The sequence below is a fragment of the Streptomyces sp. NPDC048255 genome (genome assembly GCF_040652415.1).
Classification (GTDB): Bacteria; Actinomycetota; Actinomycetes; order Streptomycetales; family Streptomycetaceae; genus Streptomyces.
In genome coordinates this window covers 15,823-30,984 of the sequence record NZ_JBEZMA010000006.1, presented here as the reverse complement: position 1 = coordinate 30,984, position 15,162 = coordinate 15,823, and the positions used below count along the sequence as shown (strand labels likewise).

The 15,162-nt window shown below is 72.4% G+C and carries 14 protein-coding genes; 6 read left to right on the top strand and 8 right to left on the bottom strand.

The window, feature by feature from the left end:
* Positions 1 to 120: 120 nt before the first annotated feature.
* The 3 genes from AB0D94_RS07660 to AB0D94_RS07650 all read right to left on the bottom strand — a co-directional run bounded on the left by AB0D94_RS07660 (position 121) and on the right by AB0D94_RS07650 (position 4,182).
* Complete coding sequence (locus AB0D94_RS07660) at positions 121 to 1,977, bottom strand: glycoside hydrolase family 18 chitinase (RefSeq protein WP_362047100.1); 1,857 nt, start codon at positions 1,975 to 1,977, stop codon at positions 121 to 123.
* A 185-nt stretch (positions 1,978 to 2,162) separates the two neighbouring features.
* On the bottom strand, positions 2,163 to 2,828 hold the full coding sequence (locus AB0D94_RS07655; protein WP_362047097.1) for a response regulator transcription factor: 666 nt from the start codon (positions 2,826 to 2,828) through the stop codon (positions 2,163 to 2,165).
* Positions 2,829 to 2,979: 151 nt separating this feature from the next.
* Entirely contained in the window at positions 2,980 to 4,182 is a 1,203-nt protein-coding gene (locus AB0D94_RS07650; RefSeq protein ID WP_362047094.1) for a histidine kinase, read from the bottom strand.
* Positions 4,183 to 4,389: 207 nt separating this feature from the next.
* Here AB0D94_RS07650 and AB0D94_RS07645 point away from each other — a divergent pair, with 207 nt between their 5' ends.
* Positions 4,390 to 4,962: a hypothetical protein gene (locus AB0D94_RS07645; protein WP_362047091.1), complete on the top strand. Its 573-nt coding sequence runs from the start codon at positions 4,390 to 4,392 to the stop codon at positions 4,960 to 4,962.
* 35 nt (positions 4,963 to 4,997) lie between these two features.
* Here the strand turns inward: AB0D94_RS07645 and AB0D94_RS07640 are convergent, their stop codons facing one another.
* Positions 4,998 to 5,570 carry a cob(I)yrinic acid a,c-diamide adenosyltransferase gene (locus tag AB0D94_RS07640; protein WP_362047088.1) on the bottom strand — a complete coding sequence of 191 codons (573 nt, stop codon included), beginning with the start codon at positions 5,568 to 5,570 and terminating at the stop codon, positions 4,998 to 5,000.
* Positions 5,571 to 5,833: 263 nt separating this feature from the next.
* Here AB0D94_RS07640 and AB0D94_RS07635 point away from each other — a divergent pair, with 263 nt between their 5' ends.
* The 3 genes from AB0D94_RS07635 to AB0D94_RS07625 all read left to right on the top strand — a co-directional run bounded on the left by AB0D94_RS07635 (position 5,834) and on the right by AB0D94_RS07625 (position 9,954).
* Positions 5,834 to 6,682 (top strand): 3-hydroxyacyl-CoA dehydrogenase family protein, encoded by an 849-nt coding sequence (locus AB0D94_RS07635; protein ID WP_362047085.1) that lies wholly within the window; start codon positions 5,834 to 5,836, stop codon positions 6,680 to 6,682.
* Positions 6,683 to 6,851: 169 nt separating this feature from the next.
* Positions 6,852 to 7,175 carry an STAS domain-containing protein gene (locus AB0D94_RS07630; protein WP_362047082.1) on the top strand — a complete coding sequence of 108 codons (324 nt, stop codon included), beginning with the start codon at positions 6,852 to 6,854 and terminating at the stop codon, positions 7,173 to 7,175.
* A gap of 181 nt (positions 7,176 to 7,356) precedes the next feature.
* Entirely contained in the window at positions 7,357 to 9,954 is a 2,598-nt protein-coding gene (locus AB0D94_RS07625) for an ATP-binding protein (RefSeq protein WP_362047079.1), read from the top strand.
* Between the two features lie 82 nt (positions 9,955 to 10,036).
* Here the strand turns inward: AB0D94_RS07625 and nucS are convergent, their stop codons facing one another.
* Positions 10,037 to 10,708: an endonuclease NucS gene (nucS, locus tag AB0D94_RS07620; protein ID WP_362047076.1), complete on the bottom strand. Its 672-nt coding sequence runs from the start codon at positions 10,706 to 10,708 to the stop codon at positions 10,037 to 10,039.
* 220 nt (positions 10,709 to 10,928) lie between these two features.
* On the opposite strand from nucS, the gene AB0D94_RS07615 reads away from it, so the two are divergent.
* Entirely contained in the window at positions 10,929 to 11,321 is a 393-nt protein-coding gene (locus AB0D94_RS07615; protein ID WP_030660337.1) for an SCO5389 family protein, read from the top strand.
* 50 nt (positions 11,322 to 11,371) lie between these two features.
* On the opposite strand, the gene AB0D94_RS07610 is transcribed toward AB0D94_RS07615, so the two are convergent.
* Positions 11,372 to 12,403 carry an LLM class flavin-dependent oxidoreductase gene (locus tag AB0D94_RS07610; protein WP_362047072.1) on the bottom strand — a complete coding sequence of 344 codons (1,032 nt, stop codon included), beginning with the start codon at positions 12,401 to 12,403 and terminating at the stop codon, positions 11,372 to 11,374.
* A 250-nt stretch (positions 12,404 to 12,653) separates the two neighbouring features.
* Between AB0D94_RS07610 and AB0D94_RS07605 the strand changes: the two genes are divergently transcribed.
* Positions 12,654 to 13,013, top strand: a complete 360-nt coding sequence (locus AB0D94_RS07605) for an ATP/GTP-binding protein (RefSeq protein ID WP_362047069.1) — start codon at positions 12,654 to 12,656, stop codon at positions 13,011 to 13,013.
* Between the two features lie 85 nt (positions 13,014 to 13,098).
* On the opposite strand, the gene AB0D94_RS07600 is transcribed toward AB0D94_RS07605, so the two are convergent.
* Positions 13,099 to 13,947, bottom strand: a complete 849-nt coding sequence (locus AB0D94_RS07600; RefSeq protein WP_362047066.1) for an ABC transporter permease — start codon at positions 13,945 to 13,947, stop codon at positions 13,099 to 13,101.
* Positions 13,944 to 15,059, bottom strand: coding sequence for an ABC transporter ATP-binding protein (locus AB0D94_RS07595; RefSeq protein WP_362047063.1), 1,116 nt, complete (start codon positions 15,057 to 15,059; stop codon positions 13,944 to 13,946). Before AB0D94_RS07595 ends, AB0D94_RS07600 begins: the two co-directional genes overlap by 4 nt.
* Positions 15,060 to 15,162 lie beyond the last annotated feature (103 nt).

Sequence of the window (15,162 nt, the reverse complement as noted above, 5' to 3'; positions counted from 1 at the left end):
AAGCCGGGGAGGCCCCCAGGGGCCGAGCCGTGCGAGTGGCGCGTCAAGAAGGAGAAGCCGGGGAGACGGGGGCGGACCCGTCTCCCCGGCTTCGTCTGTCACCGGGGGCCGTAGTGGGGGTTACTGGAGCCCGGTGTGGATCGCGTTCGCGAGTTCACCGTTGGTGGTGTCCCCGCTGAATTCCCAGAAGAAGGCTCCCTTGAGGCCCTGCTGCTTGGCCCAGGTCATCTTCCCGGCGATCGTGGCGGGGGTGTCGTAGCTCCACCAGTTGCTGCCGCACTTGGCGTAGGCCGTGCCGGCGACGGTGCCGGTGGCCGGGCAGCTGTTCTTGAGCACCTTGTAGTCCTCGATGCCCTGCTCGTACGTGCCCTGCGCGGGTCCGGTGGCGGTGCCGCCGGGGGCGGCCTGGGTGACACCGGTCCAGCCGCGGCCGTAGAAGCCGATGCCGAGGTTGAGCTTGGAGCCGGGGATGCCCTTGCCCTTGAGCTTGGTGATCGCGGCCTCGGAGTTGAAGCCCTGCTGCGGGATGCCCGTGTAGGAGGTGAGCGGGGAGTGCGGGGCCGTGGGGCCCTGCGCCGCCCAGGCGCCGAAGAAGTCGTAGGTCATGACGTTGTAGAAGTCGACGTACTGGGCGGCTCCGGCGTAGTCGGCCGCGTCGAGCTTGCCGCCGTTGGAGCCGTCGGCGGAGATGGCGGCGGTGACCAGGTTGCCCGTGCCGAACTTGGCGCGCATGGCCTGCATCATGTTCTTCAGGGAGGCGGACCCGCTGGTGTCGCAGGTCAGACCGCAGGCGTTCGGGTACTCCCAGTCGAGGTCGATGCCGTCGAAGACGTCGGCCCAGCGGGGGTCCTCGACCAGGTCGTAGCAGGACTGGGCGAAGGCGGCCGGGTTGGCCGCGGCCTGGCCGAAGCCGCCGGACCAGGTCCAGCCGCCGAAGGACCACAGCACCTTGATGTTCGGGTACTGGGCCTTGAGCTTGCGCAGCTGGTTGAAGTTGCCGCGCAGCGGCTGGTCCCAGGTGTCGGCCTTGCCGTCGACGCTCTGGTCGGCGGTGTAGGCCTTGTCGTAGTCGGCGTAGGCGTCGCCGATGGTGCACTTGCTGCCCTGGACGTTGCCGAAGGCGTAATTGATGTGCGTGATCTTCGCGGCGGAGCCGGAGGTGACCAGGTTCTTCACGTGGTAGTTGCGTCCGTAGACGCCCCACTCGGTGAAGTACCCGAGCTTGACCTTGCCGCCCGGGTCCGGGGGCGGGGTGGTGCCGCCGGCGGTGGTGACCGACAGGGAGCCGGAGGAGGGGCCGGTCTGGTCGGCGGTGTCGCGGGCGGTGACGGTGTACCCGTACGTCGTGCCCTTGGTCAGGCCGCTGTCGGCGTAGCTGGTGCCGGTGACGGTCGCGATCTTGGCGCCGCCCCGGTGGACGTCGTAGTTCTTGACGCCCTTGTCGTCGGTGGCCGCCGGCCAGGACAGGGTCAGCGAGGTCTCGGTGACGCCGCTCGCGGTGGGGGTGCCGGGGGCGGAGGGCGGGTTGTCGCCGGGCTGGGTGGTGCCGTCACAGGAGCCGCCGTTGATCTTGCAGCCGCTGGGGGCGCCGGAGCCGGAGCCGTTGAAGCCGAAGCTGGCGGTGGCGCCGGGGGAGAGGGTGCCGTTCCAGCCGAGGTTCTTGGCCGTCCAGTGGGTGCCCGAGCTGGTGACGGTGGCGTCCCAGGCCGAGGTGACGGCGGTGCCGGCCGGGTAGTCCCATTCCACGGTCCAGCTGGTGAGGGTGGTGGTACCGGTGTTCTTCACCACCCACTTGCCCTCGAAGCCGGAGCCCCAGTCGGAGACCTTGGTGTACGTCGCGGTCGCGGAGGTCGCGGCCTGTGCGGGGCCGGCCAGCGCGACGAGGCCGGAGACGGGCACGGCGAGGGCGGCCAGGACGGCCGCGACCCGCGTGAAGAACCGGGTACGCCTGGAACGGGGTGGGGATGCTGTGCTCAAGGGTGCTCCTCCGTAGGTCCGTCGAGGTCGCGGGGCCGACGTTCGACATGGGGGTGGGACCTGCGCCGCCCGTGAGCACGCTTTTGTCATGGCACGCTCACCACAGTGTTGCGGTGAGCGTAGAAAGGTCTGGACCAAGCGTCAAGAGGTCCAGACCTCATGGCGAAGGCGGTGCGAGCGAGCCTCTACCGAGGCCCCCGGATCTCCAACTCCTGGGCCAGCACCGCCGCTTGGACCCGGCTGCGCAGCTCCAGCTTTCCCAGCAGCCTGCTGACGTGGGTCTTCACCGTCGCCTCCGCCATCTCCAGCCGTACGGAGATCTCCGCGTTCGAGAGCCCCTCGCCCAGACATCCGAAGACCTCCCGCTCCCGCCGCGTCAGCGAGGCCACCGCGGCAGCCGTCCCCGGTGGGGTCTGCGGCCGCCGTACCTGCGGCGACGCGAACTCGGCGATCAGCCGCCTGGTCACCGCCGGGGCGATCAGCCCCTCCCCGCGCGCGACGGTCCGTACCGCCTCGATCAGCTCCGCCGCGTCCGCGTTCTTCAGCAGGAAGCCCGCCGCTCCCGCCCGCAGCGCCCCGAAGACGTACTCGTCGAGGTCGAAGGTGGTCAGCACCAGTACGTCGGCCAGCCCCTCCGCGACCACCTGGCCGGTCGCGGAGACCCCGTCCAGCCTCGGCATCTGCACGTCCATGAGGACCAGATCCGGCCGCAGCTCCCGGGCCAGGCGCACCGCCTCCTCCCCGTCCGCGGCCTCGCCCACCACCTCGATGTCGCCCGCGCTGCGCAGGATCAGCACCAGCCCGGCCCGTACCGCGCTCTGGTCGTCCGCCACCACCACCCGGATGGTCATGCCTCCACCGCCTTCTTGTATGCCCTGGCCGGTCGATCCGGCCGGGCTCGCGTGCCCTGGCACGCACGCTCGCCGCGTTGTCGTCGGTCACCGACGCTCCGCGTCGATTCCCTCCTCCGCCTTGCGAGCGCACGCACCAGACCCCGCTCGCTCATCCGGCCTGATCGACCGGCCAGGGCATCGCGGGCAGAGTCGCCCGCACCTGCCACACCGTTCCGCTGCGGCCCGCCGTGAAGGCCCCGCCCAGCAGTTCCGTGCGCTCCCGCATCCCGATCAGCCCCGCCCCGGAGCCGGGGGCCCGCGGGCCGGGGCGGTCCCCGTACGGGGAGTCCACCGCCACGGTCAGCATCCCCTCCGGGCGGGCCACGCGGACCCGGACCGTGCCCGGGGCCGCGTGCTTGAGCGCATTGGTCAGCGACTCCTGGACGATCCGGTACGCCGCCAGCTCCACCGGGGCCGGCACCCGCTCCCCGGGCGGCCGTCCGTCGTGGAGTACGAAGTCCAGCCCGCTCCCCGAACCGTTGGTGCGGGCCTGTTCCAGCAGGGCCTCCAGCCCGTCCAGCGAGGGCACGGCGACCGCCTCCTGCCCCGCCCCCGCATCCCGCAGCAGCCCGATCAGGCGGCGCATCTCGGCCAGCCCCTGCACGCTGTTCTCCCGGATCACCCCGAGGGCCTCCCGGCTCGTGCCGGCCTGGTCGATGGAGAGCGCGGCGGTGGAGTGGATGGCGATGGCGGACAGGTGGTTGGCCACCATGTCGTGCAGCTCCCGGGCCATCCGGGCCCGCTCGGCGACGACGGCCTGGCTGCGGTCCATCTCGGCCAGCAGCGCCGTCTGCTCGGCCCGCAGCCGGGCGGCCTCGGCGGCCTCGCGGTGGTTGCGCAGGGTGGCGCCGGTCAGGGCCGGGCCGAAGCTGACGATGCCGGTGAGCACGCCGATCAGCAGGGCCTGCGGGGTCCGCAGCCAGGCCACCGAGACGATGGTGACGGCCACGGTGATCAGGCCGGTGGTGACCGGGAGCCGCCGGGCCATGGGGGGCGGCCCGTAGACCACCGCCGCGTACATCAGGTCGGTGAAGATCAGGACGGTGCCGAGGTTGCCCACCGTGAACTGGTCGGCGACCAGCCCGAGGGTGCCGACGACCAGCGTGACCCGCGGGGCGGTGCGGCGCAGCAGCTCCATCGCGCCGAGCACCACCAGGGGGACCAGGGCGGCCCACTCGGGCAGCAGGTGCCGGGTGGTGTTGCTGTGGACGCCGAGCGACCACAGCGTCAGGCCGGCGAGCACGCTTCCCACGGCGAGCAGGACGTCGTCGCGGTGGGGGCGGAGGTTCTTGGCGGTCACGGTCCCATCCAACACGGTGGCGCGGGGGCGGTCCTCGGCACTGGGATCGAAGGCCGAATGCGCCGACTACATCGAAGGATGCAGCCGTCTTTCCTCACCGGCGACGACGAAACGGGCCGGACCGGGCGCGAGTCTGGAAGGGATCGGGGTCCGGGTGGATCCCGAACCGACCGAAACCGGCCCAACCGACCGAACCGACCGAACCGAACGGAGATCCCCGTGATCGTCGCCCTGATCATCGCTTGCGAGGTCGGCTTCTGGGTGCTGCTCGCCGCCGGCCTGGCCCTGCGCTACCTCGCGAAGAAGCCCGCACTGGGGGCCGCGGTCCTGCTGTGCGAGCCGCTGCTGGAGCTGGTCCTGCTGGTCGTCACCACGCTCGACCTCAAGAACGGCGCCGCGCCGGACTGGAAGCACGGCCTCGCCGCGCTCTACATCGGCTACACCGTCGCCTTCGGCCACTACACGGTCAAGTGGCTCGACAGCCACGCCGCATACCGCTTCGCGGGCGGGCCGAAGCCGCCCGGGGCCGGGTACGGGAAGGCGCGGGCGGTCCACGAGTGGAAGCTGTGGGGCCGCACCGTACTGGCCGCGGCCGTCGCCCTCGGCCTGCTCCAGGCCGCCATCTGGTACGTCGGCGACGCGGGCGACGTCAGCTCGCTCCAGGGGTGGCAGTACGCCGCCCTGCGGGTGGTCGGCATCCACGCCCTGGTCGCCGTCGCGTACACGGTCTGGCCGAAGAAGGCCCCGGCCGGCGCGGAGGAGCGGCCCTCGTTCGCGAAGACCGAGAGCTGAGCTCCCCGCGGTCCCGGGTGCGGCCGGTGCGTGTCCTAGCGTTCGCCGCCCGGCACCCAGAGCACGTCCCCGACCTCCTTGTTGGCCACCCGGGCCAGGATGAACAGGAGGTCGGAGAGGCGGTTGAGGTAGGTCGCCGTCAGCGGGTTCATCAACTCGCCGTGCACCTCCAGCGCCGCCCACGTCGAGCGCTCGGCGCGCCGGACCACCGTGCAGGCCTGGTGGAGCAGCGCCGCGCCGGGGGTGCCGCCCGGGAGGATGAAGCTGCGCAGCTTCTCCAGCTGCTCGTTGAAGGCGTCGCAGTCGGCCTCCAGCTTGTCCACGTAGAACTGCTCCACGCGCAGCGGCGGGTACTGCGGGTTCTCGACCACCGGGGTGCACAGGTCGGCGCCGACGTCGAACAGGTCGTTCTGCACGCGGACCAGGACCTTCGCGACCTCGGGCGCCAGCCCGCCGAGCGCGAGCGCCGTCCCGATCGCCGCGTTGGCCTCGTTGGCGTCGGCGTACGCGGAGATCCGCAGGTCGGTCTTGGCCGTGCGGCTCATGTCGCCCAGGGCGGTCGTGCCCTTGTCGCCGGTACGGGTGTAGATGCGCGTGAGGTTCACCATGCGGCCAGCGTAGACGGGCGGGCCCCGGAAAATCCGGGCGGGAGCCGCCCCTTCCCGGCGCCGTCGGCGGCCGGGCGGGCGCTCCGCCGGTGCGGACCCCGGGTGAACTGGTCGGCTCCGCAGGGCTGCTGGGCCGTCCCGGTGTGATGTCCGTCATCTGAGACGTGACGCGTGTTACTTCGCGGTCACACTGCACCGCCCGGGCGCTAGTCTCCGCCGAAGAGGCCACGAGGCCGGGTCTTTTTGAGAACGAGGGGTGTGCAGTGGCTGGGAAGCTCGCCGTCATCGGTGCCGGACTGATGGGTTCAGGGATCGCTCAGGTTTCCGCGCAGGCGGGCTGGGACGTCGTCCTGCGCGACGTCACCGACGCCGCGCTGACCCGCGGCACGGACGGGATCAAGGCCTCGTACGACAAGTTCGTCTCCAAGGGCAAGCTGACGGCCGAGGACGCCGAGGCGGCGCTGGCCCGCATCACCACGACCACCGACCTCGACGCGGTCGCCGACGCCGACATCGTCGTCGAGGCCGTCTTCGAGAAGCTCGAGGTCAAGCACGAGATCTTCCGCGCGCTCGACAAGCTCGTCCGGGACGACGCGATCCTGGCCTCCAACACCTCCGCCATCCCGATCACCAAGATCGCGGCCGTGACGGAGCGTCCGGAGCGGGTCGTGGGCGCGCACTTCTTCTCGCCCGTCCCGATGATGCAGCTGTGCGAGCTCGTGCGCGGCTACAAGACGAGCGACGAGACCCTCGCCACCACGCGGGCCTTCGCCGAGTCCGTCGGCAAGACCTGCATCGTCGTCAACCGCGACGTCGCCGGCTTCGTGACGACCCGTCTGATCTCGGCCCTGGTCGTCGAAGCCGCCAAGCTGTACGAGTCGGGCGTGGCCTCCGCCGAGGACATCGACATCGCCTGCAAGCTGGGATTCGGCCACGCCATGGGGCCGCTGGCCACCGCCGACCTCACCGGCGTCGACATCCTGCTGCACGCCACCAGCAACATCTACACCGAGTCGCAGGACGAGAAGTTCGCGCCGCCGGAGCTCATGCGCCGGATGGTGGACGCCGGGGACATCGGCCGCAAGAGCGGCCAGGGCTTCTACAAGCACTGAGCCGGGACGCCGAGCACCACTGTTCGAGTGCCTTCACCCCTCGGGGTGAATTAGGTATCGGTTCGCTCACGGTCGGCAACTTCGCCGCCCTCGCGGCAGTCAGTTGCAGTGAGAGTTGCCGACCAGGGACCAGTCGGACCATACGTACGCAGTACCGCCGGGAGTACACATGCACATCAGGGGCGACCACGCCGAACTCGCTGTCGGGGGTCGCCTCGACGTGCGCAGCGCGGCGGACGCCCGTACGGCCTTGCACACCGCCCTCGACGAGGGCCACGGCGATCTCGTGCTCGACCTCACCGGGCTCGACTCCTGGGACGCCACCGGACTCGGCGTGATCATGGGCGCGCACCGCAGGGCCGGGCGGACCGGGCGGCGCCTCGTCCTGCGCGGAGTGCCGGCGCAGATGCAGCGTCTGCTCGTCGCCACCCGCCTGCACCGGATCCTCGCGATCGAGGGCGGACTGGAAGCCGAGTCCCTGCCCCGGGTGTGAATGCTGTGTTCCGTTTTCCTGCGGAAACGTAACGGTCCGGTGGTGATGGCACCCCTGCGGTACCGGTGAGCGCGGCCACGGTCTAGGGTTCGGGCGGAAAACCGGACCAGTACGAGAGCGGCGTGCGAAGGCCGGGCGGTACGACGGCGAGGCGCACGGCCCGCGATCGGGGGACTTGGTCATGGACCGAACAGAGAAGCAGGCCGATCCGCAGGAGCAGCCCTCCGGCACGCCGGGAACGCCCGGTATGCCCAGTACGCCTGCCACGCCCGGGGCGTCCGGTGCCCCCGCGCGGGTCGTCACGCTGACGGCCGGGGACTACACCCTGACCGTCAACCCGGTCGACGGCAGCGAGATAGAGCCGCACCGCCCCGGCACCGACACCGGCCGCCCCGCCAAGCGCGACGCGGCCGCCCGCAGGGCCCGGGACGAGGCCGCACGGCCGCCCGTACTGCCCGGCCCCCGCCTCCCCGCCACGTCGCTGCTGGAGCGCGCGGAGGAGAAGGAGCGGCTCGTACGCCTGCTGGGCCGGGGCCGGTCCGTACGGCTGACGGGACCCGGCGGATCGGGCCGCACCGCCCTGCTCGACACCGTGGCCGCAGCCTGCGAGGGCCTCGCGCCCGACGGCGTCGTACGGCTCTCCGGGCGCGGCTACCAGCAGCCGCTGGAGCTGCTGTACGCGCTGTACGCGACCGTGTACGAGGCCACGGAGGTGCGCCCGGACCGGATCGACCTCCTCGCCCGCGTCCGCGACATCGGCGCCGTGGTCCTCCTGGACGACCTGGAGATCGGCGGCACCGCCCTCGACGAACTGCTGCGCGCCACCCCCGAGTGCGCCTACCTGCTGGCCGCGACCCCCGACGTCAAGTCCCCCTCCGACGACTCGCACCTGGAGGAGGTCTTCCTCGGCGGACTCGGCAAGGCCGACTCCCTGGAACTGCTGGAGGCGGGCGTCGGACGGCCCCTGACGGACGCGGAGACCGCCTGGGCGGGCGACCTGCGGTTCGCCTCCGAAGGGCTGCCGCTGCGCTTCGTACAGGCCGCCGCGCTGCTGCGGCAGCGGGACGAGCTCAACCACGCCGCCGAGGACGACGACGAGGAAGAGCCCGGAGTCTTCGAGGAGCGCCCGCGCGACACGGCCCAGGTGCCGCTGCCGACGCTGGCCGAGGGAGCGGCCCCGGCCGAACTGCTGGCCTCGCGCGTCAGCGAGTCGGCGCGCGCGGCCCTGCGCATCGCGTGCGCGCTGGGCGGGGAGATGCCGCACCACGCGCACCTGCCCGCGCTGGTGGGGGACACCCACGCGGACACGGCGGTGGCGGAACTGCTGGGCTGCGGGCTGCTCACCCCGGTCGGCGCGCGCTACCGGCTGGCCGCGGGCGTCGCCCGGCAGCTGGAGGAGGCCGGGTACGGGGACACCGCGCCGGAGGAGGCCCGTACGGCCGCCCGGCACTACGCCTGGTGGACCGGGCACACCTCGGTGACCCCGGAGCGGGTCGCGGCGGAGACGGACGCGGTGCTCGCGGCGCTGGGCGGGGCCGACGTGGTGGCGGCCGTACTGCTGGCCCGTACGGCCGCTCCGGCGTTCGCGGCCTCGCTGCGCTGGGAGGCGTGGGAGCGGGTGCTGCGCGCGGGCTCCGAGGCCGCCCGGAAGGCGGGCGAGGTCGCGGAGCAGGCGTACTTCCACCACGAGCTGGGCGTGCTCGCGCTGTGCGAGGGCCGGTTGGACCGGGCGCGGGCCGAGCTGGAGGCCTCGATCGGGCTGCGGGGGGCCCTCGCCGACAAGCGGGGCACCGTGGCGGGCCGGCGGGCGCTGGCGCTGGTCACGGACCGGGAGACGGCCGCGGCCGGGGCGGCCGTGTCGCCGCCGCTGCGGCTGGAGCCGCCGGTCGGGCCGTCCGCCGCCCCGGAGGCCGTGACGCGGCCGACGCCGCTGGGCGTGACGGGTCCCGTGAAGCCGGCCGGCCCGGCGGCCGTGACGGCTCCGCTGCCCTCGGCGGCTTCGGAGGCGGTGACCCGGGTGGCGCCCGTGACGCCGGTGGCGCCCGTGGTCCAGGTCAACGCGGTCAGCCCGGGCAGCCCGATCAGCCCGGTGTCGCCCATGGCGTCCGTAGCGCCGGTGACGCCGGTGACGCCGGTGACGCCGGTGACGCCGGTGACGCCCGGGACGTCCGTGCCCTCCGCGGAGTCGTCCGCGCCGGGCGTACGGCGTCCGGCGAACCCGACGACGCTGTCGCAGGTCTTCGAGGACGCCTTCCCGATGGCCCCGAAGCCCGCCCCCGCGCCCGCCCCGGAACCCGCGCGGCGGCCCGACCGGCGCCGCGCCGCGCTGCTGGCCGCCGCCGGGGTGTTCACGGTGGTCGCGCTGGGCACGGTGGTGAGCCTGACGATGGGCTCATCGGAGGCGCCGTCGGCGCCCTCGCACGGGCCGTCGGGGTCCCCGACCCCGAAGCCGCTGCTGCCCCAGGTGGTGCCGAGCGCCGGCGGGAACGATCCTGCACCGGAGCCCCCCGCGTCGGCCCCGGAGTCGGAGGAGGCCCCGTCCTCGCCGGAGCAGAGCAACAACGCCCCGGCGCCCGGCCGGACCCCGGTCCGCACCCCGTCGCAGCGCCCGTCCCCGACGCCGCCGAAGCCCCCGACGCAGCCGACCGGTTCGCCGACCCCCACGCAGTCGTCCCCGGACCCGACGGTGTCGCAGTCGCCGTCGCCCGTGCCCACGGAGACCGCGCCGTCGCCCACGACGCCGCCCGTCACGAACTCGGTCTCGGCCTCCGCGACGTGAGGGCCGCAAACGCCCAGGTCCCCGTCCGGCAGGACAGGGACCTGGGGGAGACCGGTCGCGACAGCGGCCTGGGCGAGGCCGGTCAGAACAGGCGGAGCTTGTCGTCCTCGATGCCGCGCAGCGCGTTGTAGTCCAGCACCACGCAGTCCATCCCGCGGTCGTTGGCCAGGACCTTGGCCTGCGGCTTGATCTCCTGCGCCGCGAAGATGCCCCGGACCGGGGCCAGGTGCGGGTCGCGGTTGAGGAGCTCCAGGTAGCGGGTCAGCTGCTCGACGCCGTCGATCTCGCCGCGCCGCTTGATCTCCACGGCCACCGTCGCACCGGCGGAGTCCCGGCACAGGATGTCCACCGGGCCGATGGCCGTCATGTACTCGCGCCGGATCAGGGTGTAGCCCTCGCCCAGCGTGTCGATGCGGTCCGCGAGGAGCTCCTGGAGGTGCGCCTCGACGCCGTCCTTGATGAGCCCCGGGTCGGTGCCCAGCTCGTGGGAGGAGTCGTGGAGGACTTCCTCCATGGTGATGATGAGCTTCTCGCCCGCCTTGTTGACGACCGTCCACACGCCGGCGTCGTCACCCGTCCCCTCCTTGAGGGTGCACGGAGGCGACATCCAGTTGAGCGGTTTGTACGCCCGGTCGTCCGCGTGGATCGAGACACTGCCGTCAGCCTTCACGAGGATCAGACGGGGTGCCGAGGGCAGATGGGCGGTGAGCCGGCCCGCGTAGTCGACGGAGCAGCGGGCAATGACGAGACGCATGGTCGGCAACGCTACTCGACCGACGGGCCTCCACGCGATTCGCCCCTGAAAGCCCCGTTCGCGGATGGCGCGTTGTATGCGCATTCTCCTGGTGCGTCACCCATGGGGCGCCTACCGTGGTGAGCGGGAGGTTGCCGAGCGTGCACGCTGCGTCGCGGCCTCCTTCCCTGCCCGTAAGACTCCGGCAACCCAAATAGCCGGGGTCGCGAGAGGAGAACCCATGTCGCTCGACGTCTCACCGGCCCTACTCGAACAGGCCGAGCGAGGCGAGGTCGACGAAGCCGCCTTCGTCGACTGCGTCCGGACCTCCCTGCCCTACGCATGGGAGATGATCAGCTCGCTGGTGGCCCAGCTGAAGGTGGACGGCGGACAGTTCGCCGACAACCAGACGCCCCCGCCCGACGAGCAGGCGCGCGGTCAGCTGCTGCGCGCTCTCGCGAGTGACGCGATACGCGGTGCGCTGCAGCGGCACTTCGGAGTACGCCTGGCCTTCCAGAACTGTCACCGGGTAGCGGTGTTCCCGCTGGATCCCTCGGTGGACGACCGGCTGGCCAAGTTCACTTCGATCCGCGGCCAGCTGCTCAACCAGTCGCCTGAACTGCGGGACTGCTAGCAGTTCTCGTACTTTCGCTGCCGCTCCGCGACGGGGGGCGGCAGCCCTTCTCAGCCGAGGCGGGGCAGGACTTCGGCGCCGAGGCGCCGGACGTTCTCCTCCGTCGCGGCGAGATCGCCGGAGCCTTCCGACAGCAGTGCGAACCGGGTGATGCCGGTGCGCTCGGAGGTGGCCGCCAGGCGGTCCGCCGCCCGCTTCGGGGTGCCCACCGGGTGCAGCGCGCACAGGAGCTCCGTGTACGCGACCGGATCCCGCATCGCGCGCACCCGGCCGTCCACCGTCACGTGCGCGTCCAGCCCCTGTTTCAGCCATCCCGGCAGCGCCTTCAGCAGCACCTCGCGGGCGTCCGCCGAGCGGTCCGCCAGCTGGCACACCCCGGCCGAGACGTGCCCCGCGGCGGTCACGCGCTCCGGCGAGTGGCCCGCCGCCAGCGCCGTACGCCGCCACAGCCCGACCATCTCCGCCTTGTCCTCGTCCCCGCAGTGCATGCCCAGCAGCATCGGCAGCCCCCGCTCCGCGGCCAGCCGTACCGACCTCGGCGAGGTGCAGGCCACGATGACCTCCGGACCGGTGCCGTCCCCGTCCAGGGCCTCCGAGGGCCGCGGTACGACGGCCACCTCGCGGAAGGCGTACCGCTCGCCGGAGGCACCCACGCGCGCCTCGGTCAGCCAGCGCCGCAGCAGGTCCAGGGCCTCCGGGAAGCCGTTCTCGTACGCGTCCGCGCCGCCCCCGAACACCTCCAGGTCGACCCACGGGCCACCACGCCCCACCCCGAGGGTGAACCGGCCGCCCGAGGTCAGGTGCAGCAGCGCCGCCTGCTCCCCGAGGGCCACCGGATGGACGTTCGGCAGCACGCTCACCGCCGTGCCGACCCGCAGCCGCCGGGTCCGGCCGAGCAGCAGGGCCGCCAGGGTCACCGCCGACGGGCAGACCCCGTACGGGACGAAGTGGTGTTCGGCGAGCCAGACCGAGTCGAGCCCGGCCTCCTCGGCCACCTCGGCGGTCCGTACCGCCCGGTGCAGTGCCTCGCCCTGTCCCTGACCCGGGAACTGGGCCGCCAGAATGAACGCTCCTACGCGCATCGCCTTTAGCCTCCTCGCGGCTGGCGCGGCCTCCCCCAGGTGGACCGGCTTCTTGATCCATTACGACTAACGTCTTACCGGCAACAACGTCTGACACGTGCCAAAGGCACGGCCTGACAGGAAAGTTATTGGGATTGTCGGGCCAGTCCCCCCGGTGCGGCCGCCTCTGTCGGACACCCTGCGGCTACCCGGGCTCGCTGCGCGTAGTCTGGGAGAAAGTCACTGCCGTCCGCCCCTCCGTGAGGTATACGTGTCACCGCGCCACAACCGCCCCAGGGGCGGCGGGAATCCAGCCGACCGTTCGGACTCGGGTGCCGGATCGGGGTCGGGGACCGGCCCGGGAGGCATGGACCGGTACGGGCTGGAGCGCACCGAGGAGTACCAGGGCGAGGACTGGAAGGTCCGCCACGTCGCGGGCGCAAGCGCGGTGGGCAAGCGCTACCGCTGCCCCGGCTGCGACCAGGAGATCCCCTCCGGTACCCCGCACCTGGTGGCCTGGCCGGAGTACGGCGGCGTGGACGACCGGCGCCACTGGCACAAGGCCTGCTGGAACGCGAAGGACCGCCGCACCTCGCGGGTGCAGCGGTCCCGTAACGCGCCGAAGTACTAGGGCTGCCGGCCCGGACAGGACCTAGCGCTGTGGCCGGAAGGGTTCACCGGGTCGCGCCGCCCGGCAAACCCTTCCGGCCACAGCGCTAGACGTCCCGGCGGCCGACCGTCACGTACGAGGCGGCCACCGCGCCGCCCGCGACCAGCAGGATCAGCAGCAGGTGGGAGAGGTCCGAGGGCGGCGTGCCCCCCTCGCTGCCGCCCTGCATGCCGAACAGCTGCATCATCGCCACGGGCGCGTTGTAGCTGATGATCGTGTTGCCGATGGACGTGGTCGCCTGCCAGCTGATGAGCATGGCGCCTATCACCGGCGGGAGCGTGACGAGGCCCAGCATGACGGCGATCGCCCCGGCCGAATGCCTCACCAGCGCGCCGACCGCGAGCGCGAGTACCCCGAGCAGGGTGACGTAGAGGCTGCCCGCCAGCGCGGCGAACCACTCGGAGATCCCGTGCGATCCGGCGTCCGCACCGCTGTGCACGATCGCGGCGGCCGTGCCGACGAGGCCGACGGATCCGGCGATGGCGGCGAAGGCGGTGAGGCTGAAGACGACGTACTTGGCGGTGAGCACCCGGTGCCGCTCCGGGGCGGCCGTGAAGGTGGTCCGCACCAGACCGGTCGCGTGCTCGGAGGTGATCGTCAGGACGCCGAGGACCATCACGGCGATCTGCCCGACCAGCAGGCCGAACAGGGCCGGCGAGGTGTAGGCGATCTCCCGGAAGGCGCGGTCGTCGGTCTGCGTGATGACGAGCAGCCCGATGCCGACGACGATCACCACGAGGGAGCCGAGCGTCCACACCGTGGAGCGCACGGAGGTCATCTTGGTCCACTCCGAGGCGAGGGCGTGCCCCAGGTGCGGCCGCGGCGAGGGCAGCGGTGCGGGGCCGGCCGCCGCCGGGCCGGTCGTCGTCGCGCCGCGGGGCGTGGGGCCGGTCATCGGGTGTCCTCGGGGTTGTTCTGGGCGGCTCCGGCGAGCTCACCGGGGCTGCTGGGCATCAGGAAGGGCTGCCCGCCGGCTCCGGGAGGCGGGGGCGCGTAGAAGCCGCTGTGCGGGACCTCGGGAGCCTGCGGCTCCTCCTCCCACGCCGGGACGCTCAGCGGCTCCGGCTCCCACAGCTCGGCCCGCGGGTCCTCCGAGGAGGTGTACTCGACGGAGGACTGGGTCATCCGCATGTACGCCTCCTCCAGCGAGGCCCGGTGCGGTGACAGCTCCCACAGCCGTACGCCCGCCTCGTGCGCGAGATCCGAGATGCGGGGCAGCTCCAGCCCGGTCACGCGCAGTGCTCCGTCGGGTTCCTGGAGGACCCGGCCGCCCGCCTTGGTCAGGGTCGTACCCAGCGTGTCCCGGCCATCGGGATCAGTGTCGGCCGCGCGTACCCGAGCGAATCCGGCCGAGTTGTGCGTGATGAACTCCTGGGTGCCCATGTCGGCCAGCAGCCGGCCCCGGCCGATCACGATCAGGTGGTCGGCGGTCAGGGCCATCTCGCTCATGAGGTGCGAGGAGACGAAGACGGTCCGGCCCTCGGAGGCGAGCTGCCGCATGAGGTTGCGGACCCAGAGGATGCCCTCGGGGTCGAGCCCGTTGACCGGCTCGTCGAACAGGAGCACCTGCGGGTCCCCGAGCAGGGCGGTGGCGATGCCGAGCCGCTGCCCCATGCCGAGGGAGAAGCCCTTCGCGCGCTGGCGGGTGACGTCCTGGAGGCCGACCACGGCCAGCACCTCGTCCACCCGCCGCTCCGGGATCCCGGAGAGCTGGGCGATGGACAGGAGGTGGGTACGGGCCCGGCGGCCGCCGTGGACGGCCTTGGCGTCGAGCAGGGCACCGACGTGCCGCTGGGGGTTCGGCAGCTCCCGGAAGGGGAGGCCGTTGATCGTGACATGACCGGACGTGGGCCGGTCGAGGCCGACGATCATGCGCATGGTGGTGGATTTCCCGGAGCCGTTGGGCCCCAGGAATCCGGTGACGTGCCCCGGCCTGACCTGGAAGGACAACTGGTCGACGGCGGTCTTCGCGCCGAAGCGCTTGGTCAGTCCGACTGCCTCGATCATCTTGCTGCCCCTTACCAGGCCGGGACGACTTTCGCCCGCGTAAGGGTTAAGAGGATAACGAGTCCCCGCTGGTTCCGTCCCGGGCCGATCCCTGAGCTGCCCC

Bases quoted from the DNA above. Each gene is read 5' to 3' on its own strand.
- AB0D94_RS07655 (WP_362047097.1), bottom strand. From the start codon at position 2,828: ATGACCATCCGGGTGGTGGTGGCGGACGACCAGAGCGCGGTACGGGCC.
- AB0D94_RS07640 (WP_362047088.1), bottom strand. From the start codon at position 5,570: ATGGTGAACCTCACGCGCATCTACACCCGTACCGGCGACAAGGGCACG.
- AB0D94_RS07630 (WP_362047082.1), top strand. From the start codon at position 6,852: ATGCACATCAGGGGCGACCACGCCGAACTCGCTGTCGGGGGTCGCCTC.
- AB0D94_RS07625 (WP_362047079.1), top strand. From the start codon at position 7,357: ATGGACCGAACAGAGAAGCAGGCCGATCCGCAGGAGCAGCCCTCCGGC.
- nucS (WP_362047076.1), bottom strand. From the start codon at position 10,708: ATGCGTCTCGTCATTGCCCGCTGCTCCGTCGACTACGCGGGCCGGCTC.
- AB0D94_RS07615 (WP_030660337.1), top strand. From the start codon at position 10,929: ATGTCGCTCGACGTCTCACCGGCCCTACTCGAACAGGCCGAGCGAGGC.
- AB0D94_RS07610 (WP_362047072.1), bottom strand. From the start codon at position 12,403: ATGCGCGTAGGAGCGTTCATTCTGGCGGCCCAGTTCCCGGGTCAGGGA.
- AB0D94_RS07600 (WP_362047066.1), bottom strand. From the start codon at position 13,947: ATGACCGGCCCCACGCCCCGCGGCGCGACGACGACCGGCCCGGCGGCG.
- AB0D94_RS07595 (WP_362047063.1), bottom strand. From the start codon at position 15,059: ATGATCGAGGCAGTCGGACTGACCAAGCGCTTCGGCGCGAAGACCGCC.